This is a genomic window from Vagococcus sp. QWL-13 (genome assembly GCF_058683555.1).
On sequence record NZ_CM178746.1, the window covers coordinates 1,693,395 to 1,704,356 of the forward strand.

A 10,962-nucleotide genomic window follows, 5' to 3' on the forward strand; every position below is an offset into this window, starting at 1 on the left:
TATTCCAAACACTCTTATGTTCTCTGACACAGCGGAATGTCGTAATAGATGAGCCTTTTGACTCACCAAATAATTCTATCATGACTGAGTTTGTAAGTAAAGACAAAATCATTTTTTAATCAAATATCCTCAGAAAAACTTCCCGCCTCGTCTACTGGCTCTTTTTCTATCTCTGCCAGTATTTTTTTCATTTGGTCCGTTAATTCAACTTTATCGAGCATTTCTGGCCTGCGTTCATAGGTGCGTCGCAAAGATTCCTTTAGCCGCCATTCATCTATGAGCTTATGGTTCCCGCCAATCAGCACATCAGGCACTTTCATCCCTTTATAATCTGCCGGACGTGTATAGTGGGGGTGTTCAAGCAATCCAGTAGAATGAGAATCAGCTGCAGCAGATGCCTCATTGCCCAGTACCTCCGGCAAAAGTCTTACAGCAGCATCAATCATCACCATCGCTCCCAATTCTCCCCCGGTCAACACGTAATCCCCCAGAGAGACTTCATCTGTCACAAGGGAGCGGATACGTTCATCATAACCTTCGTAATGCCCGCAAATAAATACCAGATGTTCTTCTTGGGCAAATTCCTCTGCCACTTTCTGGGTAAAAGGCACCCCCGCCGGATCCAATAAAATCACGCGTTTTTTTGTTTTGGGATGATCCTCGGTAATGCTAGCCAGTGCGTCATCAATCGGTTGAACCTTAAGAAGCATCCCCGCGCCACCACCGTAGGGATAATCATCCACCTGCTGATGTTTGTTGTCAGAAAAATCACGAAAATTATGAACTTTAATGTCCACCAGCTCCCGTTGGACAGCTTTACCTAAAATCGATTCAGTCAATACACCCCCAAACATTCTCGGAAACAAAGTCAATACATCAATCTTCATCGTCAATCAGTCCTTCTGGAATTTCCACATCCACTCGTTTATTAGCCGTGTCTACTGCTTTAACCACCGACTCAATATAAGGGAGCAAGATATCTTTTTTCCCAATTCGCTGAATCACCCACACATCATTAGCACCCGGAGACAAAATTTCTTTAATTTTCCCCAACTCATGATTATTTTCATCAAAGACTGTACTTCCAATAATCTCATGATAATAAAATTCATGTTCCCCCAAAGGTTGTGTGTCTTCCATTCTGATTTTCAACATACCATCTCTGAATTTTTCCACATCGTTGATATTTCCGTGGTCTTTAAAACTTATAACATCAAAATTTTTATGCTTGCGGTAACTATTAATAATCAGCGGTACCGCTTCTTTCCCCTCTTGAAACAGATAAAGCTGCGTCCCTTTTTTATATCTCTCCTCAACAAAATCCGTCACAGAAATTACCCTGACTTCGCCTTTGATTCCTTGAGTATTCACTATTTTTCCCACGTTTAAAAATTCAGTCATTACGTCACATCTTTCTTATTTTATCCTCTCACATTGTAACATTACAAGGTAGTGCTGACTAGCTTTTCTATCCCAAAGAAAACCTTTCTTCTCTACTTTTTAAGCGGGGGAATCGTATTAATTAAAAAAGATTTTCCAGATATGAAAAAATCCAACACGAACAATATATCAATTCCGTATCTAAAAAGCACAAAAGCTGTGACTTGATTTACCTAAGCAAATCAAGTCACAGCTTTTTAATCGACAATATTCAAGCGAATTTTTTTTGGACCTTTTGTCCTTACGGAGTAGACAATCGTACGGATTGCTTTGGCCACTCTTCCTTGTTTACCGATCACACGACCGATATCATCTGGATGAACGCTCAAATTGTATTCCATAAAATCATCTGACTCTTCAATTGTCAAAGAAATTTCTTCTGGATAACTGACTAACGGACGGACAATGGTTAATACCAAATCTTTCACATCTGTCATCTCTTATGCCACCTTATTTCTTTTCATATTTCGCTTCATGATGTTTCTTCATGATTCCTTCTTTAGAAAGGATATTGCGAACTGTATCTGAAGGTTGTGCACCTTTTGACAACCAATCTAAGACTAACTCTTCGTTGATTGACACTTTTGCAGGTTCTTCAACTGGAGAGTAAGTTCCCACTACTTCGATATAGCGTCCATCACGAGGAAAACGTGAGTCTGCTACTACCATACGGTAAAAAGGATTCTTTTTAGATCCCATACGTTTCAAACGAATTTTTACTGCCATCTATCTGTCACCTCCATGTTCCTTAATCACAAGAGCTAGTTTAACACGTTAGCAAATAGATGTAAAGTGTTTTTTCTTTACAGACTAATTTTTTCCAAAAAAATATTTGCAAAAAGCAGTCTGGCATTTCGTCAGTTTGCCCGTAAAATGGTTTTTATCGAATAATATTCTGCCCGTAATCAGAAAAACAAGTAGTCCAATTCATTGAGCAAAGGATATGCTATCCGATGATTTGACTATCTCTTCTTCTTACGTTTTTTCCGCAAAGCTTTTTTCTTGGCATTTTGTTGTTTACGCGCCATTTGGTTAAAGGCCATCTTGCCCATTTTACCTTTGATACCGCCGCCAAACATCTGATCCATACCAGCCGGCATCTTGCCGCTGCTCATCTGCTGCATCATTTTTTTGCTTTCTTTAAATTGTTTGATCATCTGATTCACTTGGACCACACTATTTCCTGAACCGGCAGCAATTCTGCGGCGTCGGCTTGGATTCAGCAAATCAGGATTTTCTCTTTCTTCCGGAGTCATGGAGTAGACCATTGCTTTTTTACGTTCGATATCTTTCGGATCCACTTGGATTTTGTCCATTCCCGGAATATTACTCATACCGGGGATCATCTTGATAATATCCTCAAACGAGCCCATATTTTGAAGCTGATCGAATTGTTCAATAAAGTCATTGAAGTCAAAAGTATTTTCTTGCATTTTTAAGGCGAGTTCTTCAGCCTTTTGCTCATCGTACTCTTGCTGGGCTTTTTCGATTAATGTCAGCATGTCTCCCATGCCGAGAATCCGGCCTGACATCCGATCTGGGTGGAAAACCTCTATATCTGTTAGTTTTTCCCCTGTCCCCACAAATTTAATCGGCTTTCCAGTGACCGCGCGGATGGACAGTGCAGCACCCCCACGAGTATCTCCGTCAAGTTTTGTAACCACAACACCTGTGATTTCTAGTTGCTCGTTAAAGCTTTCTGCAACATTGACTGCATCTTGACCGGTCATGGCATCAACAACCAGCAATATTTCATCTGGAGAAGTCAAGTCCTTGATTTCTTTTAATTCATTCATCAAGACATCATCTATATGCAGTCGCCCGGCAGTATCAATAAAGACATAATCATTTTTTTGTTCCTTTGCCAAGGCCATCCCTTGACGAACAATTTCCACTGGACTGACATCAGTTCCCATATCAAATACCGGCACATCTATTTGCTGCCCGATAACTTTCAGCTGTTCAATAGCCGCTGGACGGTAAACGTCACCAGCAATCAACAACGGTCGTGCGTTGTCGTTTTTCTTTAAAAAGTTCGCTAATTTTCCGACAAAGGTGGTTTTACCTGCTCCCTGTAAACCTGATACCATGATAACGGTGGGGATTTTGGGAGATTTATTCAGCGGCACTGCTTCCTGACCTAAAGTTGCCGTCAACTCCTCATCCACTATTTTTACAATTTGCTGGGCCGAAGTCAGGGTCTCTAATACTTCACTGCCGACTGCCCGGTCGCTGACCCGTTTAGTAAAATCTTTTACCACATTAAAGTTTACGTCTGCTTCAAGTAAAGCTAAGCGGATTTCCCGCATCATTTCTCTGACATCAGATTCCGTGATTTTTCCCTTACGACGCAATTTTTTCATTGCATCTTGTAATCGTTCCGTTAAACTTTCAAAAGCCATCTACAAAACTCCTATTCTTCGATTTCTTGGATAGTTTTTACCCATTCTAATATTTCTGTTTCTTCCGGATAATTATTTTTAAGTTTTCCTTTGATTTTTTCGATAATTTCTTTGCGCACAATATAATTAGAATATAAATGCAACTTTCGCTCATAATTTTCTAAAATTTTCTCTGTCCGCTTAATATTATCATAAACAGCCTGTCTGCTGACATCATATTCATCAGCAATTTCAGCCAATGAGTAGTCGTCTGCATAATACAGCTCGATGTAATTCATTTGTTTTTCCGTCAAAAGTGTGGAATAAAATTCAAACAAAGCATTCATTCGATTAGTTTTTTCGATTGACATATACTTCCTCCTTCTAAACAATTTATCCCGTCTCTTTCCAAAGGCACTTTTTTCCGCTTGCCTTTTTTAACATACGAATCATTATTAGAGAACGAAAAAACTCCTTTATATTATAGCATATTCCCGCGGTGTGTTTGTAAGAAATGTTGGCATACTTGAAAATAATGTGTTAAACTGTTGTCATGCGATGAGGCGACAGAACTCGGTTTATGAGTTCAGCTTTACCAATAACACTTTGTGGAGAGTGGGTAAAGTCGTAAAAAAACAGCAAAGGTATCTTACCCTTGCTGTTTTTTATTTTTTACATAGTCCCCGATACGTTTGACAGCTTCTTTCAAATTTTCCATGCTGGCCGCATAGCTGATACGCACATAACCTTCTCCACCGGGACCAAAAGCATGCCCCGGAATAACGGCTACTCTATTGTCATAAGCTAACTCACGGCAAAATTCCAGGGAGGTTAGTCCAAATTCAGATGGGATTTTAGCGAAAATGTAAAATGCCCCTGTCGGTTTGGCAGAATCAAACCCCAATTCATTTAATGAACTAATCATAAAGTCACGCCGTTCTTTATAAGCTTGCCGCATAACCAACCCGTCATCTTTACTTTCAGTTAACGCTGCAGCTGCAGCTTTTTGTGAAATAGTAGATGCGGCGGTCACGATAAACTGATGCACTTTCCGTATTTCCTGAGTAATTTCTGCAGGCGCCAATGAAAAACCAATTCGCCAACCCGTCATTGCATGAGATTTCGACACACCATGAATCAAAATCGTCTGTTCAGGCAGAAACTCAGCAATAGAAACATGCTCCTCTTCATAAACTAATTCACTGTAAATTTCATCAGATAAAACAAAGACATCATGTTGTTTTATCACTTCAGCGATTTCCATAACTGCCTCGCGGTCATAAGTCACACCAGTTGGATTGGTCGGGTAGTTCAGCAAAACAGCTTTCACCCGCTCGCCGTATTTTTTAAGATTTTCTTCCAACAGGTCTTTTTTTAGAATAAAATCTGTGGCAGAAGTATCCATATGGACCACTTCAGCACCGGCCATATGAATCACTGGATGATAGCCGGGAAATGCCGGCGAAGGAATCAACACCACATCTCCGGGATTGAGAATTGTCAAAAGACTGGCAGCATAGGCTTCTGTTGCACCTACGGAAACAGTGATTTCATCGACAGGATCATACACCACATTATATTTTTCTTTCATAAATCCTGCGATTGCTTCTCTCAATTCTAATAGCCCGGGATTTTGAGAATAGTGAGAATAATTGTCCTCAATTGCTTGAATCCCAGCTTGCTTGACTTTTTCAGGGGTATCAAAATCTGGTTCTCCTAATGTTAGTTTGATAATATTTTCTAATTGACCGACTTCTTCGTCGAAAGCTCTGATAGGCGATGGTTTGATGCCGCCTAATCGTTGATTGAAACGACTCATTGTAACGTCCTCCTTTAAAATGTTGATCATTGCGTCGTCAACAATTGTCTTTCATTATAATACAATTAGAAACAAAACCCAATAACTTTCTTGTTTTTAATTTACTCTGTGCTTTTAAAATTGAGGATAATAGTTTCTCATATTCTAAATTTTAAACTTTATCAGATTGAAAAAAATAAATTCCAAATAAAAAATACCGCAGAACATCTCATAAAAGCAGTATGTTCTCGGTATCTATAGATTACTAATTTTATTTTCTCTTTAAGATATCAGAAATATTAAAAACACTGTTAAGAACGATAGCTGACAGTGAACCGGCGACTATTCCACTGCCAAAAATATTTTGAATCAATTCTGGAAATTCTGAATAAAATTGAGGGTAAACAGAAGGCAAGATTGCCATACCAATACTGATTGCTACCAATAGTTTTCCATTATTTTTGTCCAAATCCACTTCTTTCAGCATGCTGATACCACTGGAAGCAACAGCGCCGAAAAGGGCAAAACCAACACCTCCCAACACCGGTTTTGGGATGATATTGATAAACGCTGCAGTTTTCGGCAAAAAACTTACGACTATCAGCATCATACCTGCTGTTGCCGTAGTAAATCTGCTATGAATTCCTGAAACGTCTAGTAATCCAATATTTTGGACGAAAGCAGTGGGCATAAAAGAATTAAAACTTCCGGATAGCAAAGTAGCGATACCAGTAGTTGAAAATATTTTTTTTACATCTTCTTCTTCAACTTGTTTTTTGCAAATGCCGTAAATACCCAAAGTACACCCAGAAATCTCTACCATCAACAAGATAGTCACTATTGAAAAACCAATAATCGTTGAGACATCAAATTTGGGAAAACCATACTTGAAAGGTTGAACAAACCCAATCCAAGGGGCCTCATCCACCTGAGTAAAATCAACAAACCCGAAAAATATGGAAACGATCGTTCCAATTAATATAGTAAAAAGCGGAGCTAACGTACTGAAAAATCCTTTAAGAAACTTACTCAGCACAATGTTTACCGCTAAAACGAATAAAGCAAGATAAAGATTCTGAGTGTTTGCAATTCCCTCGGTTACTATCCATCCAAAAGAGCTCGGCATTAGTGCTATTCCGATGACCAAAATATTGGTTGCCACCACAATCGGAGGGAATAATCTCAATAATTTAGACCAAAGAGGAGCAATCAACAAACAAAGAATCCCAGAAACAATCGTCGCACCGGCAATTTTTTGAAATCCTTCAGTAAAATCAGCGGAAGTGGTTAAAGCATGAACTGCGACATTCAGAGTAGCAAATCCCGCTCCCATCACCATGGGCATATTCGTACTCACTTTTGGAATAATATTTAGACTGGTTAAAATACTGGTAACACCTGTAGTAAAAAGCACAGCATTCAGCAGACTCTGAGTGGCCTCTGGAGGCAAACCTGCCAGACTTCCAATCAGTAAAGGGCCAGCAAAAGCAGACAGAATCGCAATCAACATGTGCTGAAAAGCTACTGAAAAATTTTTCCCAATGGATAATTTTTCATTTACACAATCTAATTCGTTAATTTTTTCCATCATTTTCCCCTTTTCCTACTTTTGTCTCCTCTTTACTGTCATTTCCACTGCATCAACAATCTTATGATACCCGGTACAACGACAAAGATTCCCTGATAAACCGCTTCTAATTTCATCTCTAGTTAAATTTCCACGATGGTTTACTAAATCAGTAGAAGCCACGATTAAACCGGGTGTACAAAAACCGCATTGAACAGCACCCGCTTCAATATAATGACGTTGAACATCATTAGGTGTTCCATCTTCAGATGCGATACCTTCTATGGTCACGATGTTTTTTCCTTGTGCCCAAACAGCTAGGTAAATACATGAATCCAGCGTCACACCATTAACACTGACACTGCAAGCTCCACATTCTCCAACACTGCAGCTTTCTTTAGTTCCTTTCAGATGAAAATCCTCCCTCAGCATCTCCAGCAGGCTTTTTCGGATATCCACTTCTTTTTCAACACGACGACCATTTAAAGTAAAAGAAATCAATTTATGCATACTGGTTCACCCTCCTTGCATACTCAATATTTCGACCAGGTAATAGCTGAATCAAGTGCTCTCGGTAGTGCTTTGAAGCACGCCAAGAATCTCGCGCCTTTGAATCCAAAACACACTGCTCGCCAATTATTTTCAAAAGCTCCTCCGAAAATTCTCTGCCTTCTGCATATTTTTCAGCCTGAATTGCTCTAATTGGTGTGGGACCAGCCACTCCAAAGGCTATTCGCATATTTGTCAAATTTCCGTTGGCTTCTTTAAATAATGTAGCACAACTCAAATTGGCAATATCCAAGGCATTCCGTTGAGCAAATTTTGTATAATGACCGATGAACCCCATGTAGTTATCTTTTGAAATGATGATAGAGGTCAACACGTCTCCTTTTTCTAAAGCAACCTTTCCCGGGCCAAGATAAAATTCTTGAATTGGCAGCCTTTTAGTACCGTTCAGACTTCTGATTTCTAATAGTGCATTGTATGCAAAAAGTGTCGGTGCACTATCAGCTGAAGTTGCTCCGTTACAAACATTCCCTCCAATAGTACCCACGTTCCTTGTTTGGGGACCTCCTACTGTAGAAACTGCATAGGCAAGTAAAGAAAGATATTTTTTTATCAGCGGATGCTCGGAAATTTCTGTAAATGTATTCATAGAACCAATAAATATCGTTCCTGCATCATCGATGTGTATTTCTTTCAAAGAGGCAATGGACTGCATGCCCACCAAGTGCAAATCTGGGATCAAATGGCGGCGGTTACGCAAATCCACCAAAAGATCCGTGCCACCAGCAATAATTTTGGCGTGCTCATCTTCTGATAAAATCTTCATCAGTTCTTCAATATTCGCGGGTTCGCTGAATTTTTTAATTTCAAACATATTAAATCCTCACTTTCACATTTTTTTAGTCAGCTCTTCAAACACGTGTTGAGAATGCAATGGAATTTTGTTGATTTCTACATTTGTTGCATTCAACAATGCGTTTCTAACTGCAGCAGCCGGTGAAACAATGGGATTCTCTCCTAAAGACTTGTTACCATAGGGGCCGACCGGATCAGGGATCTCGATAAAATCAATCGCTAAATCAGGAACATCTAGAAAAGTCGGGACTTTATAGTCCAGTAAATTATTATTTAACGGCATGCCTTTTATGTCATAACGCAACCCTTCACTTAGCCCCATAAAAGCTCCCATAATCATACCGCCATGAACTTGTCCTTCTGCAAGCAAAGGATTTAAAATAACGCCTGAATCATGAACATTAAGCATCTCTGAAAGGGAAACTTCGCCTGTTTCTGTATCTACCTGTATTTCTGCGAATGTTGCACCTGTGGCATATGAGGCATTTTTAACGTTAAGAGAGGATTCAGTCACGATCGCTTGAGCGTAATCTTTGTGATAAAAGATGACCATTGCCAGCTCGGATAATGTGCTGAGCAGTTCCCCGGTTTTCTGATGAATGATATCTCTGTCAATAATAGTGAGCATGGCTTTGTCCACATCTAAAAATTGTGCTGCTCTTTCAATCAAAGCATCGCGCATTTTTTCCGCTGCCTCTTTTACTGCCATTCCAGTAATATAAGATTGACGCGAAGCAAAAGCTGCCGTATCAAAGGGAGCATAATCGGTGTCAGTGACGGAGTCTATATGTATATCCTCATAATTCACTCCAATTGTTTCAGCAGCCATCTGTCTAAATACTGTGTCCGATCCCTGCCCCAATTCAGTTGCTCCCACAATCAATTTAAAACAACCGTCTTGTATCAAAGTCAATCGTGCACCTGTTACTTCCAAGTCAAAAGGCCAGACACCTGTTGAATAGGTAAAACTTGCAACTCCAATACCTTTACGAATTTTTTTGTTAGAAGCATTGAACGCTTTGATATTTTTTTGTCTAGTTTCCCACTGGAATTTTTCTTTCCCTTTTTTGAACACCTGGGCCATATTATTATGAGTAAAAGTAACTCCTGACATTTCGTTTACTTTACCGGATGGAAACTGATTTTTCATTCTGAATTCAATGGGATCCATTCCTAATTTTCTTGCTGTATCTTCCATGACTGATTCCAGAGCAAACATGGCCTGAGGAATTCCATAGCCCCGCATGGCTCCCCCTGTTCCGATATTTGTATAGACAGATTTCACATCATATCTCATAGCTTCAGGATAATAGCTGATATTGAAGAATGCGGACCCGTTTGCCGAAACAGCATGTCCATGGGAACCGTAAGCACCTTGATTAAAAAGAACGTGACTATCGATTGCCGTTACTTTTCCCTCATTGGTAACACCTATTTTCATATAGTATTTCGAAGAATGCCGTGTTCTCGTGAAGCCCATCGTCTCCTCACAATCAAATTCAAGACGGACAGGTCTTCCTCCCACTGCCATACTCATCGCAATTGTCAGCGGTTCTAAACTGACATCTTGTTTGTTGCCGAACCCTCCGCCTATCAGGGGTTTAATAATTCTCACATCAGAAAACCTTACGCCTAAAGCTTGTGCTGTAATCTGTCGGCACAAATGGGGAACTTGAGTTGATGACACACATACCCAGCGCTGGTCTTCGTCTTGATATGCAAAAGCCGAATGCTGCTCTAAATGAACATGGAGTTGTACAGGAGTTTCATAGACTCCTTCGACAATCATATCCGCCTTCGCAAAAGCTGCGGCTATATCACCATGCTCGTGAACAGTGTGAGCCAAGATGTTATTTTCGATTCCTTCATGTATCTCAACAGCTCCGGTCACCATGCTTTCCTCCGGAGTTAAATACACTGGATACTCTTGATAAGTCACTTTGATTTTTTCGATTGCTTGCTTAGCCGCAAGTTCCGTTTCTGCAATAACTGCTCCTATCTCGTCCCCATACTGTCTAACACGTCTAGTCAAAATCGTCCGGTCTATAGGGTCCCTTTCTTCAGGATTAAGCTTCCATGGATGGCCTGCTGTACTATAAAGATTTTGAGGAACATCTTCTGGCAATAAAATTTTTATCACTCCAGGAATCATCTCTGCTTCTGAGACATCGTATTCAGTTACTACCCCATGAGCAATAGAAGAACGTAATACTTTTCCATAAAGAGCATTCGAAATTTCATAATCCCGAGTATACCGTGCTTTTCCCAAAACTTTTGAAAGAGCATCCCACCGTTCATGGGAATCACCAATAATTTTACACTGCATGTCTTTTCCTCCTTATTTAGGCAACTTATAAAACGCTTACAAAAACAACTGTATTTTTTCTTTTTCCCTTAAATCTCCTCCACCCCAA

11 protein-coding genes are annotated in these 10,962 nt (G+C 39.9%); all 11 read right to left on the reverse strand.

Features of this window, described 5'->3' with window-relative positions:
- Positions 1 to 119 precede the first annotated feature (119 nt).
- On the reverse strand, positions 120 to 887 hold the full coding sequence (gene trmD / locus AC4PHI_RS07855) for a tRNA (guanosine(37)-N1)-methyltransferase TrmD (RefSeq protein WP_492199366.1): 768 nt from the start codon (positions 885 to 887) through the stop codon (positions 120 to 122).
- A complete protein-coding gene (rimM, locus tag AC4PHI_RS07860) occupies positions 877 to 1,401 on the reverse strand; it encodes a ribosome maturation factor RimM (protein ID WP_492199367.1) in 525 nt (174 codons plus the stop codon). The genes trmD and rimM overlap by 11 nt, the downstream gene beginning before the upstream one ends.
- A gap of 236 nt (positions 1,402 to 1,637) precedes the next feature.
- The gene (locus tag AC4PHI_RS07865) at positions 1,638 to 1,877 is read right to left on the reverse strand and encodes a KH domain-containing protein (protein WP_492199368.1); all 240 of its coding nucleotides are present in this window, start codon (positions 1,875 to 1,877) and stop codon (positions 1,638 to 1,640) included.
- A 13-nt stretch (positions 1,878 to 1,890) separates the two neighbouring features.
- Entirely contained in the window at positions 1,891 to 2,166 is a 276-nt protein-coding gene (gene rpsP, locus AC4PHI_RS07870) for a 30S ribosomal protein S16 (protein ID WP_492199369.1), read from the reverse strand.
- A 236-nt stretch (positions 2,167 to 2,402) separates the two neighbouring features.
- Positions 2,403 to 3,842 (reverse strand): signal recognition particle protein, encoded by a 1,440-nt coding sequence (gene ffh, locus AC4PHI_RS07875; RefSeq protein WP_492199370.1) that lies wholly within the window; start codon positions 3,840 to 3,842, stop codon positions 2,403 to 2,405.
- An 11-nt stretch (positions 3,843 to 3,853) separates the two neighbouring features.
- Positions 3,854 to 4,192, reverse strand: coding sequence for a putative DNA-binding protein (locus AC4PHI_RS07880; RefSeq protein ID WP_492199371.1), 339 nt, complete (start codon positions 4,190 to 4,192; stop codon positions 3,854 to 3,856).
- Positions 4,193 to 4,470: 278 nt separating this feature from the next.
- Positions 4,471 to 5,640 (reverse strand): aminotransferase class I/II-fold pyridoxal phosphate-dependent enzyme, encoded by a 1,170-nt coding sequence (locus AC4PHI_RS07885; protein WP_492199372.1) that lies wholly within the window; start codon positions 5,638 to 5,640, stop codon positions 4,471 to 4,473.
- Between the two features lie 250 nt (positions 5,641 to 5,890).
- Positions 5,891 to 7,210 carry a solute carrier family 23 protein gene (locus tag AC4PHI_RS07890; RefSeq protein ID WP_492199373.1) on the reverse strand — a complete coding sequence of 440 codons (1,320 nt, stop codon included), beginning with the start codon at positions 7,208 to 7,210 and terminating at the stop codon, positions 5,891 to 5,893.
- Between the two features lie 12 nt (positions 7,211 to 7,222).
- Positions 7,223 to 7,696: a xanthine dehydrogenase subunit XdhC gene (xdhC, locus tag AC4PHI_RS07895; RefSeq protein WP_492199374.1), complete on the reverse strand. Its 474-nt coding sequence runs from the start codon at positions 7,694 to 7,696 to the stop codon at positions 7,223 to 7,225.
- Positions 7,689 to 8,567, reverse strand: coding sequence for a xanthine dehydrogenase subunit XdhB (xdhB, locus tag AC4PHI_RS07900; protein ID WP_492199375.1), 879 nt, complete (start codon positions 8,565 to 8,567; stop codon positions 7,689 to 7,691). Before xdhB ends, xdhC begins: the two co-directional genes overlap by 8 nt.
- Before the next feature lie 15 nt (positions 8,568 to 8,582).
- Positions 8,583 to 10,874, reverse strand: a complete 2,292-nt coding sequence (gene xdhA / locus AC4PHI_RS07905; protein ID WP_492199376.1) for a xanthine dehydrogenase subunit XdhA — start codon at positions 10,872 to 10,874, stop codon at positions 8,583 to 8,585.
- Between the last annotated feature and the right edge of the window lie 88 nt (positions 10,875 to 10,962).

Bases quoted from the DNA above. Each gene is read 5' to 3' on its own strand.
- trmD (WP_492199366.1), bottom strand. From the start codon at position 887: ATGAAGATTGATGTATTGACTTTGTTTCCGAGAATGTTTGGGGGTGTA.
- rimM (WP_492199367.1), bottom strand. From the start codon at position 1,401: ATGACTGAATTTTTAAACGTGGGAAAAATAGTGAATACTCAAGGAATC.
- AC4PHI_RS07865 (WP_492199368.1), bottom strand. From the start codon at position 1,877: ATGACAGATGTGAAAGATTTGGTATTAACCATTGTCCGTCCGTTAGTC.
- rpsP (WP_492199369.1), bottom strand. From the start codon at position 2,166: ATGGCAGTAAAAATTCGTTTGAAACGTATGGGATCTAAAAAGAATCCT.
- ffh (WP_492199370.1), bottom strand. From the start codon at position 3,842: ATGGCTTTTGAAAGTTTAACGGAACGATTACAAGATGCAATGAAAAAA.
- AC4PHI_RS07880 (WP_492199371.1), bottom strand. From the start codon at position 4,192: ATGTCAATCGAAAAAACTAATCGAATGAATGCTTTGTTTGAATTTTAT.
- AC4PHI_RS07885 (WP_492199372.1), bottom strand. From the start codon at position 5,640: ATGAGTCGTTTCAATCAACGATTAGGCGGCATCAAACCATCGCCTATC.
- AC4PHI_RS07890 (WP_492199373.1), bottom strand. From the start codon at position 7,210: ATGATGGAAAAAATTAACGAATTAGATTGTGTAAATGAAAAATTATCC.
- xdhC (WP_492199374.1), bottom strand. From the start codon at position 7,696: ATGCATAAATTGATTTCTTTTACTTTAAATGGTCGTCGTGTTGAAAAA.
- xdhB (WP_492199375.1), bottom strand. From the start codon at position 8,567: ATGTTTGAAATTAAAAAATTCAGCGAACCCGCGAATATTGAAGAACTG.
- xdhA (WP_492199376.1), bottom strand. From the start codon at position 10,874: ATGCAGTGTAAAATTATTGGTGATTCCCATGAACGGTGGGATGCTCTT.